Here is a 15,092-nt window from a genome sequence, read left to right as displayed (position 1 = left end):
CATGCACGAGCAGGGCCCGGTCGATTTCATCGAAGTCATCCACAACGCCGTCCCCAGCGAGGTCTGCGCGGCGATCGTCGAGCGCATGCGTGCGACGCGTGGCCTGCTGCCCGGTGCGGTGGGCAGTGGCGTGTTCCCGGAACTCAAGCACAGCAAGGATCTGCGCATCAGTGGCCTGGACGGCTGGCAGGATGTTGATCAGCAGCTGCAGATTGCGGTGTTCAACGGCCTGCTGACTTATCTACGCCGTTATCCACAGGCGTTGATCGCCCCACTGATGTTGCAGATCCAGGACAGCAACGGCCAACCGCGACGCCTGTCTGCCGAGGACTTCCCCGACATGCCGCAGCAGCAGCTGGCCGACCTGGCCCGCACCTGCCTGCGCCCGGGTGCGATCAACCTGCAGTGGTATGCGGCGGGCGAGGGCGGCTACCCGTACTGGCACTGCGAGCTGTACCCGAAGGATGCGCAGGCCGAGACCCTGCACCGGCATGTGCTGTGGACGCTGTACCTCAACGACGAATTCGAAGAGGGCGAAACCGAGTTCATGTTCCAGGGCCGCAAGATCGCGCCACGTACCGGCAGCCTGTTGATCGCCCCGACGGCGTTCACCCACACCCATCGCGGGAATCGGCCACAGGGCGGCGACAAGTTCATCGCGACCAGTTGGATCCTGTTCCAGAGTGCGCAGAAGTTGTTTGGAGGAGGGTGAAGCAAACTGGTCACTCGATGTTCTCAGCATCTTGTCCGGATCAAGAAGCGGGTCCCCGAGATCCTGTGCTGTCGTGCGGGCAGTTGGTGCTATCTCCTAAGGCAATCCGCTACTCGGGCTGCCCTCGCTGATAAGAGAATCTCCAGGGGCGTGCACGCCTTCCCAGGCGCCCACCTGACCCAGCGGTCTCCGGATGGCATTCAGTTCATAGCTGAGCTCGCGCATCTTGCAGTGGTCCTTCCAGCCCGCGGGGCTATCGAGATCAGAGCGCGCGTTGATGCGAAGCTGCATCAGATCATTGGATTTCCTGAGGATTTCGACGCTGCCTGAAACGGCCTTTCCGTAGCATCCAGTGCTGCCAGGTCTCAGGCTAAGGCCAGTGCTGTAGAACGCCCTGATATCACCCTCCGTCAAACTGAAGACATCGCCCTCCGCCAGATTCGGGGGAAGGATCAATGTCAGCTTCCTGTATCTTTCATTCTCAATCTTGGTCGCTGTGTACTCGCGCAATGCCACTACGACATTGTCGCCATCAACAATCCGATGGCACGCAAGTGAAATTTCCCTGTAGTCAGACCTTTCGCAGCCGGTCACATCAGAGTTGGCGTTAGACACGTAGAAGGCGCTGATCTTATGGCTACCAGGAAGCAGCGACGCGCACGCGCTGCAGCTCAAGCCTAGAACAAGCGCAATCAACAATCTCGTTCGCACAGTCGCGCTCCCCAGAAACATCTACTTGTACGGTGCGAATTTTTTATATCGCTCGCGTCGTAACCACGGCGGTCGACACCGACCAGCTCGCCCGGAACCACCGGCTCAGAATCAGGGTCTCGGCTTCCTACCTGGCCTGATCAAGGTCTTGTGCATGACCCAGGCGATCCAGCCGCAGACCAATCCGATCCCCGCGACAATGATTTCCTCTTCCTCGAAGGCAGTTCCATTTAGCCCTTGATAGGCGACGAACGCGATTGCTCTCAATGACAGCAAAGCAAATAAACCAACAGGTACCCAAAGTAGAATCTTCATCACTCTCCAAATCGCGATCGCACAAACCAGTGCTGGACGACTGGCAATCCTGGATCTCTTTTCCTGCTTTTTCGCGGTGCCATAAGTTCCTCGCACAGTCGCCTTACCGCGGATGATGTACCCAGTGCCTTGAATCCGCCGCGAGCGGTCGTCCAGTCAGAAATGATTCTGACTGCCTTGGCTCTGTGATGCCCCAGGAGAGCTCCGCCACTCTTCAAGGCTGCCGTGCCAGGACCTCCAGTCAATGCTTTCTCAGCACTGGACCCGGACCACGGTCGAACGAACTCACCTCTACCGAGGGCGGCGGCGATAGAGAATCCCTCCCGCCATCAGACCAAAGAGGGCGACGCCGAAGCCCACGAGTTCTTCGTTCCCAAGCGCGTTTCCTGACATCAGCTTGGCAGTCGTCAGCAGAAGAAAGTTCAGTGGAAGCATCCAAAGGAACGCGATGCCGAGCCGGTGGATGATCTTCATTTCAGTTATCGCATTGTTCCAGATACATCGAAATAAGCCAGTATTGGGTAAAGGTTGATCCGCTCGATTATCTGGCAGGTCCAAAGGATCTCAAGAGGTTGCCGTTGCCGCCTTGCCAGGCACTGAGCTTCTCGACGGGGATCTCCTCGAGTTGACAGGTGAACTGGAGATAGAAGGAACGGTCCTCCTTTCGATAGCTGTTCCACCCAACAGCCGTCACTTTGACTTCGATCCGACTGTCGCCCTTGTGCGGCCGATGTAGTTCGATATCCGCTGAATCGGACAACCAGTAGTCTCCCTTGTGCGCGAAGCCCGCGCTGCCACTGCTCAGGCGTGCGCCGAGCACGGCCGGAATCCCTTCAGAGGACGGAGTGTATCCAGACAGGGTGCCGGTGACCTTGGTGAACTCTTGGGAATCCATCACGCCCGGTGATTCCGAGAACAGGCGAAGCAGAAGAAGGGTGTCGGTGCCCTTGCTGACCACCTGACCTGCATTTGCTGTCCACAAACGTTGTTCGAACTCGTCCAGGCCAGCCGGCATTTCAGTGACGACCGCGGCCTGCGGAACGACGATGCATTCGTGCAGGGCGCGGGCCTGGACTTGCAGGGTCGCAAGGCAGAGAAGAAGACCACTGGCACGGAAGCAGTGACTGCATTTCATCGTGTACAACACCAGGCGATGCGGCAGGGTGTGGATTGTTACCGGTGGATCGCGCTGCGGTCCAGAGCCCTAGAACAGACTGCCCTGCGGCGACTCCTTCTTCGGCGGCAGCGGCTTCTGGAACCGGCTGCAATCCAGCTTCGGCCAATGGCTGTTCTGTGCATTGAAGCCCAGACGCTTGCGTGCCAGCTTGAACCGGTTGTTCAACAGATCGGCATACACGCCCTGGCCACGCATACGCGTGCCGAACTGGCTGTCGTAGTCCTTGCCGCCGCGCAGCTGCTGGATGGTGCTCATCACGTGCGCAGCGCGATCGGGATGGTGCGTATCCAGCCAGTCGCGGAACAGCGGTGCCACTTCCAGCGGCAGGCGCAGCAGCACGTAACCGGCGGTGCTCGCACCTGCGCCGTGCGCAGCCTCCAGCACGGCTTCCAGCTCGCTGTCGTTGATCCACGGAATCACCGGTGCCACCATCACACCGACCGGAATGCCGGCGTCATGCAGGCGCTTCATCGCGCGCAGCCGTGCATGTGGCGCTGATGCACGCGGTTCCAGCTTCGCGGAAAGATGCGGGTCCAGCGAGGTCACCGAGAAGTGCACGCTGACCAGGTTCTCCGCGGCCAGCGGCGCGAGCAGATCGATGTCGCGCTCGACCAGCGCGTTCTTGGTGATCAGCGAGAACGGATGCCGGGTCTCCAGCATCACTTCAATCAGCTGGCGGGTCAGCTTGAACTTGCGTTCGATCGGCTGGTACGCATCGGTGTTGATGCCCAGTGCGATCGGCTGCGGCACATAGCCCGGTTTCGACAGTTCCTTGCGCAGCAGCTGCGGCGCATTGGTCTTGGCGAACAGCTTGGTCTCGAAGTCCAGCCCCGGCGACAGGTTCAGATAGGCATGCGAAGGGCGGGCGAAGCAGTACGAGCAGCCGTGCTCGCAACCGCGGTAGGGATTCACCGATTGACTGAAGCCGACGTCGGGCGAGTTGTTGCGGGTGATGATGCTGCGCGCGGTTTCGGCGCGTACTTCGGTGCGCAGGCGCGGGGCGAGGAACTCTTCGCTTTCGTCGACCGCCCAGCCGTCGTCCACCGCCTCGCTGACGGTGCCTTCAAAGCGCCCGGCAAGGTGGGACGTGGAACCTCGGCCCTTGATCGCAATACCCATTGCGGCAGGGTACGTCGTGGCCGTCTCAATGGCTGCGACGGCCGCCTGAAGGGTTCAGGGCGAGGCTGAGCCGAGCATGGACTCGGCTCTACAGTTGATGCAGAGACCTTGTGGAGCCGAGCCTACGCTCGGCTGCAATGCATCAAAGCAGCGCCAGGTACCCGCGCACGGTGGCATCCAGCCCGTCATACAGTGCCTCGCCGATCAGCGCGTGACCGATCGACACCTCCAGCACCTCCGGCACATGGGCCAGGAAGTCGCGCAGGTTGTCCTGCGACAGGTCGTGGCCAGCATTGACACCCAGGCCGACGGCCTGCGCTCGTCGGGCAGCAGTGGCGAACAGCGCCAGCATCGCATCGGCATCGCCCGCCGCATGCGCCTCTGCATAGGGCCCGGTATACAGCTCGATGCGGTCCGCCCCCACCTCAGCTGCCTGCTCCAGCAATGGGTTGCCCGCGTCAACAAACAGGCTGACCCGACACCCCATGGCCTTCAGCGCAGCCACCAGCGGACGCAGGCGCTCGGCATCGCGTTCGAAGTCGAAACCGTGGTCGGAGGTGATCTGGCCATCATCATCGGGGACCAGGGTGGCCTGCGCCGGACGGGTCTGTTCGCACAGCGGCAGCAGCCCCGGGTAGCCCTCGCGCGGCGGCGCGAACGGATTGCCTTCGATGTTGAATTCAACGCCACGCGCGCGGGTCAGCGTGGACAGGGCCAGCACGTCCTCGGCGGTGATATGCCGGCGGTCCGGCCGCGGATGCACGGTGATGCCATGCGCGCCGGCATCCAGGCAGGCCTGGGCGGCGCGCACCACGTCCGGTTCGGCGCCGCCGCGCGAATTGCGCAGGACGGCGATCTTGTTGACGTTGACGCTGAGCTGGGTCATGGAACGGGACTACTTGGAAAGAGGGGACGGGTCGTGGTCGTTGTGGTCATCAGTGCGGCGGGCCTGGGCCTGTTCGCGCAGGCGGCGCAGCTCCTCGGCATCGATCAGCGTGGCCGGGTCGCGCTGCAGGTCACCGAAGCGGGCCACGTAGCGGCCGCGCACCCAGGCCAGCAGGAAGCCGAGCGCCGCCAGCAGGCACAGGGTCATCAACCCCGCGCTCGGGGTCTTCAGGGCGAAGGCAAAGCAGCCCAGCGCCAGCAGCAGGTACAACCAGTACATAGTCGGGCTCCCCGGATGATCGCCGCAGTGTAGCGCTGCGTCAGAGCAGCGGCGAGGCCAGCCGGGCGAAGGCCTCGGGCAGGCGGTGCAGCCACAGCGAGCGGCCGGCCTGGTCGTGCACCCGCGTGGAACGGTCGAATTCGCCCTGCAGCAGTTCGGCCAGTGCAGCGACGCGGTCACGGTCGCTGATCATCATCGACAGTTCGAAGTTCAGCCGGAAGCTGCGGTGGTCGAAGTTGGCGCTGCCGACGATGCAGACATCGTCGTCGGCGATGAACGCCTTGGTATGCAGCATGCGCGGGCCGTACTCGTAGATCTTCACGCCCGCGTGCAGCAGTTCGTCGAAGTAGGACCGTGCGGCCTGGGTGACGAACCAGGAGTCGCTCATCTTCGGCACCAGCAGGCGCACGTCCAGGCCGCCCAGCGCGGCCGAGGTCAGCGCCATCCTCGCTGCTTCACCGGGCACGAAGTAGGGCGTCACCAGCCACACGCGCTCGTGTGCTTCCTGGATCGCCGCCACGTGCAGGCGGTGGATGGTCTCCCAGCCCGAGTCGGGCCCGGACACCAGCACCTGGGCGCTGATCGATCCATCCGCACGCAGCGGCATGTCGGCCGGCCACAGGCGGGCGATGTCGAAACGCGAGTGGTCCTGGCCACTGGCATAGAGCCAGTCCTCGGCGAACACCAGCTGCAGGCTGCGCACCACGTGGCCGCGGATACGCATGTGCAGGTCGCGGTAAGCGTCGGGCCTGCGGCTCTCGTCTTCCTCGTCAGTGATGTTGATGCCGCCGGTGAAGGCGAGGCGACCGTCGACGATCACCAGCTTGCGGTGGGTGCGCAGGTTCAGCCACGGGCGCTTGAACGGCTTCAGCAGCTGTCGCGGATGGAACCAGATCGCTTCGCCGCCGGCGTCCAGCAGTGGCTGCAGGAAGCGCCGGGGCAGGGCGGAAGAGCCCACCGCATCCAGCAGCAGGCGCACCTGCACACCGGCCTGCGCACGTTCGACCAGGGCATCGCGCAGTGCGGTGCCGGCATGGTCGGGGTTGAAGATGTAGTACTCCAGGTGCACGTGGTCGCGCGCCTGTGCGATCGCGTCGAGCAGCGCGGCATAGGTGGCTGCGCCGTCGACCAGCCAGGTCACCTCGGTGGCACTGCTGGGCGCCAGTCCGGTGGTGGCCTGGGCAACCTTGGCCAGCTCGGTGCAGTCCGAATCGGGCGGGCAGACATCGCTGTAGTGCTCCATGCCCGAGCGTGCACGGCCACGACGCAGCCGTTGCCGCTTCACCTTCTGCGGCCCCAGCAGGTAGTAGATGAAGAGCCCGAGGTAGGGCAGCAGTGCCAGCGAAAGGATCCAGCTCAGCGTGGCCACCGGCTCGCGCTTCTGCAGCATGATCCAGCCCGCCAGCGCGAACAGGTAGAGCAGGTAGGCCACCGCCAGGATCGTGCCGAGGTGGGCGATGCCGTCGAGCCAATGGCGCAGGGAGTCGAAGAGGGCGAGCATCCGCCGATCATAGCGGCGCCTGCTGCCGGATGGGGTCGGATGGGCTCAGATCCCTTTCCTCAGGAAAAGGGATCTGACCCCAACCCGTGCGCCACGACGAGAACACAAAAAAACGCCCCTGTTTCCAGGGGCGTCTGCAGTCGCGTCATGACTGTTGTATTGCGGTGTAGCGTTTACTGCTGCACAAATCCGATCTTCTTCATCTGAGCATTCTTCGCGGCGGCCAGAACCTTGGCCATCACGTCGTACTCGGAATCCGGGCTGGCGTCGATGCGCAGTTCCGGCTGGTTGGTCGGGTCACGCTGGACCTCCTGCTCCATCCGCTGCTGCAGCTCGCTGGTATTGATCGGGCTGTTGTTCCACGAGACCTGGTTGCTGGCGTCGATCTTCAGTTCGATCGGCGGCGGCGGTTCGACCAGCTGCGGCGGTGGGTTGAGCACGCGCTGCGGCAGGTCCACGGCGATCGGGTACGTCATGATCGGCGCGGTCACGATGAAGATGATCAGCAGAACCAGCATCACGTCCACGAGGGGCGTGACGTTGATGTCTGCCATGGGGCCCTTGCCACCACCACTACTGAATGCCATGGCTTATTGCCCCTTTTCTTTGGTCGCAACGAAGCCGACGTCCAGCATGCCCTGTTCCTGCGCGACCTTGGTCAGGTCGTTGATGACGCGCATCTTGGTGGTGCGGTCACCACGCAGGTTCAGCGGCGGCTGCGGGGTCTGCTGTGCGGCGGTCGCCAAGCGGGACTCGAGAGTCTGCTTGTTGATTTCTTCGTCGTTCCAGTAGATCGAGCCGTCTTCCTTGACTGCCAGCGTGATCGGGTTCGGACGCTTTTCAGCATCTTCCGGCTTCTGGATCAGGTTGGCTTCCGGCAGATCCACCTTGACCTTGTGGGACATCAGGGGCGCCGTGATGATGAAGATGATCAGCAGCACCAGCATCACGTCCACGAGGGGCGTAACGTTGATGTCGGCCATGGGGCCGCCGCTGTTACCACTACTGAAAGCCATAACGGGCTCCGTCTAGATCTTGGTGACTACTTACTTCGTCGCTGGGTGACGCGCGCCGCAATTAGCGGACGCGCGAACCGGTGGCGAAGAAGTCGTGCAGGTCGTGCGCGAAGGTATCGAACTTGCTGATGGTCGCGCTGTTGATCTTGCTGAAGAAGTTGAAGGCGAACACGGCCGGGATTGCGACGAACAGACCGATCGCGGTCATGATCAGCGCTTCACCCACCGGGCCGGCAACGGCGTCGATCGAAGCGGAGCCGGTGGCACCGATCTTGATCAGCGCGCCGTAGATGCCCCACACGGTACCCAGCAGACCGACGAACGGAGCGGTCGCGCCGACGGTGGCCAGCAGGGTCATGCCCGACTGCAGCTTGTTGCTTTCGCGGGTGACGGCCTGGCGCAGAGCGCGGTCGACGAACTCCGAACGGCTCAGGTTCTCACCGACGCCGCCGGTAGCACCGCCTTCAGCGCGCTGGTGGTGGGCAGCGGCCTGGGCAGCGTCCAGGGCGATCTTCGAGAACGGCTCCGAAGCCGGCTGCTCTTCCATCGCACGGATGGCGTCCTGCGCGTTCGGGGTGTCCCAGAACAGGCTGACGACGCGGTCAGCGGCGCTCTTCAGGCGGGTGGCACGGAAGATGTTGATGACGGTCCAGTACCAGGACATGGCCGACATGGCGATCAGGGTCAGCAGCACGACCCAGGAAACCGCGAAATCACCCGGCTTGGTGGTCATTTCGTGGATCAGGTGCTCGAAGCCCATCTGCGACAGGGCGTTGGACGGATTGCCCCCGGCAGCAGCGGCGATGAAAATTTCCTGCAGCATGACGCTTACCTTTGTTGTGTGTGGTGATAAAGGGTGTAGCTAAGCTAAACAATCGAACCGGGAGCGGGGGTGGCCGGAGGGCCACCCGGACGCATCAGTTCAGCGCAAAGTTGACCGGGACGCGAACGCGACCTGCCGCCTTCTTACCGCCAGATTCAGCGGCGTTGAAGCGCCACTTGCGAGCTGCTTCCATCGCAGCACGGTCCAGGTCGCGGTTACGGCTGGACTTTTCCACCGTGACATTGGTGACGTTGCCGTTGGCATCGACATCAATGATCAGGATCACTTCGCCCTGGATACCCGCGCGGAAGGCGGCCGGCGGATAGCGCGGCGGATTCATGGCCTTCGACGAGATGTCCACGCTGGCCTCGATCGAGGTCGGCGGAGCCGGCGGCGACGGGGGCGACGGCGGGGTGACGATATCGTTCGGGCGCGGCTCCGGCACGTCCACGACCGGCGCCTGCGGCGGCGGCGGTACGGGCGACGGCTTCGGCGGCGACAGATTCTTCACCGGCGGTGGCGGAGTATCCTGCGGCGGCGGCGGCGGCGGCGGCGGTGGGGGCGGCGGCGGCGCGTCGACGATGGTCACCATGACGTTGCGCTCCTTCTCCGCGACGGCCTTGGGAGCCACGGCGGGAATGAGGAGCATCATGAAGGCGGCCAGATGCAGGGCAATTACAAACGCGATGCCGACGATGCGAGGCCAGCTCAGCCCCTTGTCATCGGGTTGTTCGTACCGGTGAACGACTAGTTGTTCCGTCATGCGCCAAGAGCTCAATAGTGGGGCCGGAATCCCGGGGGCGGGATCCCTGATCAGCGGTGCATGACACCGCAGGAACCTCCAAGCTTATACCAATCCTGAGCGCCTGCGCATCAACTGAGCAGGCATTCAGGCGTTATTCCTACTTACTTCAGGTTGATGATTTTTTTGGCATCCGCCTGGTTCTTCACGCCCTTCGCCAGCGCCTGCTGGGCGGCCTGCTTGGCCTCGGGGACGCGACCTTCGGCATGCAGGACGCGTGCCAGGTTCAGGTAGGTCTCACCGTCCTTGGAGAGCGGGGCAGCCTTCTGCCACGCATCGATCGCCTGCGGCACCTGGTCGGAGTAGTAGTAGGACTGGGCCAGCGCCAGGTAGACCTGGTAATCCGGCTTCAGGATGCCCTTCTGCAACCCTTCGTTGATGACCGCGATGACGTCCTTTTCCTTGTTCTCGGTGTTGGCATAGATCGAGTACAGCTGCTTGTACTCGCGCTCTTCGGTGAGCTGGCCGCTGCTGCGCAGCTTGTCCATCACCGCGGCGGCCTTCGGCATCTGGTCAGCCTGCATGTACATGTTGGCCAGATTCAGCTGGGCCTTCTTGTCCGTCGGGTTCTTGGCCGCCAGCGCTTCTGCGGCCTGCACGGCCTCACCGGTCTGGCCGGCTTCGGACAGGGCCGCCATCAGCAGCTGGTTCCAGTTGTCCTTCGGCTCGGCGGCGCCGGCGATGGCCTGCTTCAGCACCGGGATCGCTTCCTGGTAGCGCTCCAGCTGGTACAGCGCCTGGCCCTTGGCGATCAGCTCTTCCGGCTTGGTCGACTTGCTCTCTGCGAAGTACTTGTCCAGGGTGGCCAGGCCTTCGGCGGTCTTGTCTTCCTGCAGCTGCAGCTGGCCCAGCATCAGCATCGACTGGAAGTGGCCGTTGTTGTCCAGGCCGTTGAACTGGATCACCTGCTTCAGATACGCGATGGCGCCCGGCACGTCGTCGGTCTGGTAGGCGGCCTGCGAGGCCAGCTGCGCGGCCAGCGACTTGTCGTACTCGTTGGAAGCGCTGTCGGCCAGGATCGCGTCAGCCTGTTCGCGCGTCTCCGGGAACTTTTCCTTGTTGTAGCTGTCGATCATTTTCTGCAGCTTGCTGCCCATCTTGGCCGAGGCCTTGGCGGTCGGCTCCTGGCGGGTCGCATTCGGGTACAGCGGTTCGGCCTTGGCCTGCTTGCTGCTACCGCCGCGGCTGCCACGGTCGGAGGAACGCGAGGACTGCGCAAAGGCATCGGTGACCACGGCGCCGGTCAGGGCGGTCGCGACGAGGACGGAAAGCACAGCTTTGTGGTTACGGAAAATCATCGTTCACCTCGATCGAACCGCCGGATAGCGGCAAAGTCGGACTGTCAGAAAAATCTGAGCCGCCAAACGTATCAGAAACAGATGGCGTGAGAAATCGTTTTATGTGCTGCAATACAGCATAGAACTGCGCACTCATCCGCACTTTGGCCGCAGCCCGGCCGCCTGCGCCTGCTGGTAGACCGGCGTCAGGCCCGGTGCATCACGTCGCAGCTCCTGGATCCGGTTGGCCGGATCGGGGTGGGTGGACAGCCATTGCGGGCTGCGACCGCCGCTGGCGGCCATCATGTTCTGCCACAGGTCCACGGCCTGGGCCGGGTTGAATCCAGCCTGCGCCATCAGCCGCTGGCCAATCACGTCTGCCTCGCTTTCCTGCGTGCGCGAACCCGGCAGCAGGAAGGCCGCCTGCGCGCCCATCCCACCCAGCTGGTTGACCGTGCTGGCGGCGCCATCGCCATAGGCGGCACCGGCCAGCGCGCCCAGCACGGCCAGGCCGGTCTGCGCGCCCATCTGCCGGGTGATGCGTTCTTCGTGGTGACGCGCGATGACATGGCCGATCTCATGGCCGATCACGGCAGCCAACTGGTCCTGGTTCTTGGCGACGGTGAAAATGCCGGTGTTCACGCCCACTTTTCCGCCGGGCAGGGCAAAGGCGTTCGGTTCCTTGTCGACGAACACGGCGGTCTCCCACCGTACGCCACGGTACTGAGGCGGCAACTGCGCGACCAACGCGTTGACCACGCACTGCACGTAGCCGTTCTGGCGGCCATCGGTGCTGATCTTCTCTTTCTGCTTGGTCTCGGCAAACGCCTGCGCGCCGAGCTGGTCAAGCTGTGCCTGCGATACGCCGCCCACCATCTGCCGTCTTCCGGTTGGCGAGGTGGTGGTCGCACAGGCACTGACCACGGTGGTGATGACTAGAGCCAGCAGCAGTTGTTTCATGGGTCCGCCCCCGTGTTCATGTGCGCAGTGTGTAGCGTACCTGCTTAATCTTTCGTCAAGCGGGCACGGCGTTACGTTGACCCCAGGAACACCATTGCGGCGAGCGCCACCGCGTTGTTCAGCGCATGCGCCGTGATCGCCGCCCACAGGGTGCCGGTGCGGCGGTACAGCCAGCAGAAGGCGGCACCCATGCCGCCGTAGACCAGCCACAGCTGCGCCATGCCCAGCAGCGAGTTCTTGCTGACACCGGGCACTTCATGGACCAGGGCGAACGCCAGGCTGCTGAGGATGAGGCCCAGCCAGGGGCGGCCGGCCTGCCACAGGCGCCCGAACAGGACACGACGGAACAGCAGCTCTTCGTAGGCGGGGGCGAGGACGACCGCAAACAGCACCAGGAACAACGGGAAGCGCGCGATCGCGCTCTGCATCAGTTCCACGTTGGTCGGCACCGGCTCGATGCCGAACTGCTTGGAAAGGAAGGCGACGCCGTTGCTGCCAACCACGATCAGCGTGGCCACCAGCAGGGTCCAGCCCCAGGTGGAAGGACGCTGCAGCGCCTGTCGCGAGGCCAGGCGTTCGCCGGCGTTCGCCGGGCGCCGCCAGAAGTACAGCAGCAGCGCGGCACCACCGGTGGCGATCAGGGCCATCAGGATCTGGGCCAGGGCCCCGGGCTGGCCCACTGCCGCGCCGGCGCTGTCAGGTGTGAGTGCACCGCCATTGGCCGCGACGTTGGCGCGGCTGACCACGATCGCACGGTAGAAGCCCCAGAACAGTCCGGTGACCATGCTCAGGCCGACCAGGGTGACGGCGGCGATGCCCAGGTCGATGAAGAAACCTGCCAACGGTGCCACGGCGCGCGGCGGGGTAGACGGCGGCGGAACCGGAGGCGGAGCGGCGGAGACCGGGGCGGATGCGGACATCAGGTACCTGCGTTCAAGGGACGAAGGCCGGTGCAGCTCCCCGCGCACCGGCCAGGTCCCGATTGTGTCAGATATCCAGGTTGGCGACCTTCAGCGCATTGTCTTCGATGAAGTCACGACGCGGTTCGACCACATCGCCCATCAGGGTGCTGAAGATCTGGTCGGCAGCGACCGCATCCTCGATGCGCACCTGCAGCAGGCGACGGGTCTCCGGGTTCACCGTGGTATCCCACAACTGCTCCGGATTCATTTCACCCAGACCCTTGAATCGCTGGATCTGGCGGCCGCGCTTGGCCTCCTCGAGCAGCCAGTTCTGCGCCTTCGCGAAGCTGTCGACTTCGATCGACTTGGCGCCGCGGGAAATCGTTGCACCTTCGCGCACCAGCCCGTGCAGCAGCTTGGAGGCCTGGTGGATCGCGCGCAGTTCGCCACTTTCGAACGCCGACAGCGGCAGCACCTGGATGTGCTCCTCGCCCATGTGGCGACGGGTCACCAGCACGGCGGCGGGGCGCTCCTCGTTGGCCTCCTGCAGTTCCAGGCTGAAACGCGGGCTGCCCAGGCTGCCCTGGTTGAGGCGCTTGGCCAGCGCATCCAGGCCTTCGCCTTCGCCCGCATTGCGCAGGCTGTCCATGTCCATCGGCACGAAATCGACCAGCGCTTCGAGCAGGTTGCGGTCATAGCGGTGGGCATTGCGTTCGATGGAATCGAGCGCGGCGGCATAGGCCAGCAGCAGCTTTTCCAGCGCCAGGCCTTCGATGCCCGGTTCGCCGGTGGCCGGCACCAGCGCGGCGTTTTCCACCGCACTGCTGGCCAGGTAACTGTCCAGCGCCGGGTCGTCCTTCAGGTACAGCTCCTGCTTGCCCTGCTTGATCTTGTACAGCGGCGGCAGGCCGATGTAGACGTAACCGCGCTCGATCAGCTCCGGCATCTGACGGTAGAAGAAGGTCAGCAGCAGGGTGCGGATGTGGGCGCCGTCGACGTCGGCGTCGGTCATGATGATGATCTTGTGGTACCGCAGCTTGTCCGGGTTGTACTCGTCACGGCCGATGCCGGTGCCCAAGGCCGTGATCAGCGTACCCACCTGGTCGGAGGACAGCATGCGGTCGAAGCGTGCGCGTTCCACGTTGAGGATCTTGCCGCGCAGCGGCAGCACCGCCTGGTTCTTGCGGTTGCGGCCCTGCTTGGCCGAGCCACCTGCCGAGTCACCCTCGACGATGAACAGTTCGGACAGCGCCGGGTCCTTTTCCTGGCAGTCGGCCAGCTTCCCCGGCAGGCCGGCGATATCCAGCGCGCCCTTGCGGCGCGTCAGGTCGCGGGCCTTGCGCGCCGCTTCGCGTGCACGCGCAGCGTCGACGATCTTGCCGGCGATCGCCTTGGCTTCGTTCGGGTTTTCCTGCAGGAACTCTTCCAGGCGCGCGCCGAAGGCGTTTTCCACCGCCGGGCGCACGTCGGAGCTGACCAGCTTTTCCTTGGTCTGGCTGGAGAAGCTCGGGTCCGGCACCTTCACCGACAGCACCGCGATCATGCCTTCGCGCATGTCATCGCCGGTCAGGTTGATCTTGGCCTGCTTGGCGATGCCGTTCTGCTCGATGTAGTTGTTGAGCACACGGGTCAGCGCACCGCGGAAGCCGGCAAGGTGGGTGCCGCCGTCCTTCTGCGGAATGTTGTTGGTGAAGCAGTACATCGTCTCCTGGTAGGAGTCGGTCCACTGCAACGCCACATCCACGACGATGCCGTTGTGCTCGCCGGTGACCGAGATGACGTTCGGGTGCAGCGGGGTCTTCAGCTGGGCCAGATGCTCCACGAAGCTGCGGATGCCGCCTTCGTAGTGGAAGTCATCACGGCGGCCATCGCCACGTTCGTCGGCAAGGACGATCTTGACGCCGGAGTTCAGGAACGACAGCTCGCGCAGGCGGCGAGCCAGGATGTCGTAGTGGAATTCCACGTTGTCGTGGAAGGCGACCGTCGACGGCCAGAAGCGCACGGTGGTGCCGCGCTTGGTGGTGGTTTCCAGCTTGGCCAGCGCGGTCACGGCGGCGCCGTTGCTGAATTCCTGCTGGTAGTGGAAGCCGTTCTGGAACACGTCCACCAGCAGCTTCTGCGACAGCGCGTTGACCACGCTGACGCCGACGCCGTGCAGGCCGCCGGACACCTTGTAGCTGTTGTCGTCGAACTTGCCGCCTGCGTGCAGGACGGTCATCACCACTTCGGCAGCCGACACTTCGCGACCGAGCTTGGCGCTCATCTGCTCGTGCTTGCCGGTCGGAATGCCGCGACCGTTGTCGGATACCGAAACCGAGCCATCGGCGTGGATCGTCACTGCAACGTGATCGGCGTGGCCGGCCAGCGCTTCGTCGATCGAGTTGTCGACAACCTCGAACACCATGTGGTGCAGACCGGTGCCGTCATGCACGTCACCGATGTACATGCCGGGTCGCTTGCGGACAGCCTCCAGGCCTTCCAGGGCGGTGATGCTGTTGGCGTCGTAATTGCCGTTGTTTGCCGGGGTGTTCTGTTCGTCGCTCATTGCGCTTGCCGTAGGCTCCGCAGGTCGGCCACCGCTTGGAGCGATGCGCCGAGAATGAAAGGATTTC

At 63.8% G+C, this 15,092-nt stretch carries 17 protein-coding genes; 1 reads left to right on the top strand and 16 read right to left on the bottom strand.

The features are described from left to right. Window position 1: 1 nt before the first annotated feature. A complete protein-coding gene (locus tag AC5P7F_RS11920) occupies window positions 2-712 on the top strand; it encodes a 2OG-Fe(II) oxygenase (RefSeq protein WP_053494964.1) in 711 nt (236 codons plus the stop codon). 96 nt (window positions 713-808) lie between these two features. On the opposite strand, the gene AC5P7F_RS11915 is transcribed toward AC5P7F_RS11920, so the two are convergent. The 16 genes from AC5P7F_RS11915 to gyrB all read right to left on the bottom strand — a co-directional run bounded on the left by AC5P7F_RS11915 (window position 809) and on the right by gyrB (window position 15,025). Beyond that, complete coding sequence (locus AC5P7F_RS11915) at window positions 809-1,327, bottom strand: hypothetical protein (RefSeq protein WP_197639793.1); 519 nt, start codon at window positions 1,325-1,327, stop codon at window positions 809-811. Between the two features lie 207 nt (window positions 1,328-1,534). After that, a complete protein-coding gene (locus AC5P7F_RS11910; RefSeq protein WP_046427592.1) occupies window positions 1,535-1,738 on the bottom strand; it encodes a hypothetical protein in 204 nt (67 codons plus the stop codon). Between the two features lie 291 nt (window positions 1,739-2,029). Then, window positions 2,030-2,212 carry a hypothetical protein gene (locus tag AC5P7F_RS11905; RefSeq protein WP_041863994.1) on the bottom strand — a complete coding sequence of 61 codons (183 nt, stop codon included), beginning with the start codon at window positions 2,210-2,212 and terminating at the stop codon, window positions 2,030-2,032. Window positions 2,213-2,279: 67 nt separating this feature from the next. Continuing rightward, window positions 2,280-2,885 carry a hypothetical protein gene (locus AC5P7F_RS11900; RefSeq protein WP_239510495.1) on the bottom strand — a complete coding sequence of 202 codons (606 nt, stop codon included), beginning with the start codon at window positions 2,883-2,885 and terminating at the stop codon, window positions 2,280-2,282. Between the two features lie 57 nt (window positions 2,886-2,942). Then, the gene (locus AC5P7F_RS11895; RefSeq protein WP_164077268.1) at window positions 2,943-4,034 is read right to left on the bottom strand and encodes a PA0069 family radical SAM protein; all 1,092 of its coding nucleotides are present in this window, start codon (window positions 4,032-4,034) and stop codon (window positions 2,943-2,945) included. 142 nt (window positions 4,035-4,176) lie between these two features. Further along, window positions 4,177-4,920 (bottom strand): pyridoxine 5'-phosphate synthase, encoded by a 744-nt coding sequence (locus AC5P7F_RS11890; RefSeq protein ID WP_014645413.1) that lies wholly within the window; start codon window positions 4,918-4,920, stop codon window positions 4,177-4,179. A gap of 9 nt (window positions 4,921-4,929) precedes the next feature. Further along, complete coding sequence (locus AC5P7F_RS11885) at window positions 4,930-5,199, bottom strand: hypothetical protein (RefSeq protein ID WP_014645412.1); 270 nt, start codon at window positions 5,197-5,199, stop codon at window positions 4,930-4,932. Window positions 5,200-5,239: 40 nt separating this feature from the next. Next, a complete protein-coding gene (gene cls, locus AC5P7F_RS11880; protein ID WP_014645411.1) occupies window positions 5,240-6,700 on the bottom strand; it encodes a cardiolipin synthase in 1,461 nt (486 codons plus the stop codon). A gap of 173 nt (window positions 6,701-6,873) precedes the next feature. Further along, window positions 6,874-7,287, bottom strand: coding sequence for an ExbD/TolR family protein (locus AC5P7F_RS11875; RefSeq protein WP_005411740.1), 414 nt, complete (start codon window positions 7,285-7,287; stop codon window positions 6,874-6,876). 3 nt (window positions 7,288-7,290) lie between these two features. Continuing rightward, the gene (locus tag AC5P7F_RS11870) at window positions 7,291-7,716 is read right to left on the bottom strand and encodes an ExbD/TolR family protein (protein WP_005421196.1); all 426 of its coding nucleotides are present in this window, start codon (window positions 7,714-7,716) and stop codon (window positions 7,291-7,293) included. A gap of 61 nt (window positions 7,717-7,777) precedes the next feature. Continuing rightward, on the bottom strand, window positions 7,778-8,539 hold the full coding sequence (gene exbB / locus AC5P7F_RS11865) for a TonB-system energizer ExbB (protein WP_005411738.1): 762 nt from the start codon (window positions 8,537-8,539) through the stop codon (window positions 7,778-7,780). Window positions 8,540-8,633: 94 nt separating this feature from the next. Beyond that, the gene (locus tag AC5P7F_RS11860; protein WP_049408447.1) at window positions 8,634-9,302 is read right to left on the bottom strand and encodes an energy transducer TonB; all 669 of its coding nucleotides are present in this window, start codon (window positions 9,300-9,302) and stop codon (window positions 8,634-8,636) included. Window positions 9,303-9,445: 143 nt separating this feature from the next. Next, on the bottom strand, window positions 9,446-10,639 hold the full coding sequence (locus tag AC5P7F_RS11855; RefSeq protein ID WP_014035419.1) for a tetratricopeptide repeat protein: 1,194 nt from the start codon (window positions 10,637-10,639) through the stop codon (window positions 9,446-9,448). Window positions 10,640-10,771: 132 nt separating this feature from the next. After that, the gene (locus AC5P7F_RS11850; RefSeq protein WP_014645409.1) at window positions 10,772-11,578 is read right to left on the bottom strand and encodes a M48 family metallopeptidase; all 807 of its coding nucleotides are present in this window, start codon (window positions 11,576-11,578) and stop codon (window positions 10,772-10,774) included. Window positions 11,579-11,649: 71 nt separating this feature from the next. Then, the gene (locus AC5P7F_RS11845; protein WP_046433405.1) at window positions 11,650-12,498 is read right to left on the bottom strand and encodes a CPBP family intramembrane glutamic endopeptidase; all 849 of its coding nucleotides are present in this window, start codon (window positions 12,496-12,498) and stop codon (window positions 11,650-11,652) included. A gap of 67 nt (window positions 12,499-12,565) precedes the next feature. After that, window positions 12,566-15,025, bottom strand: coding sequence for a DNA topoisomerase (ATP-hydrolyzing) subunit B (gene gyrB / locus AC5P7F_RS11840; protein WP_014645407.1), 2,460 nt, complete (start codon window positions 15,023-15,025; stop codon window positions 12,566-12,568). Window positions 15,026-15,092: the final 67 nt, after the last annotated feature.

This window comes from Stenotrophomonas sp. YJH_SMC_105-26 (assembly GCF_059368915.1).
The sequence above is the reverse complement of the archived record's forward strand: the minus strand, read 5'-3'. Positions and strand labels throughout refer to the sequence as shown.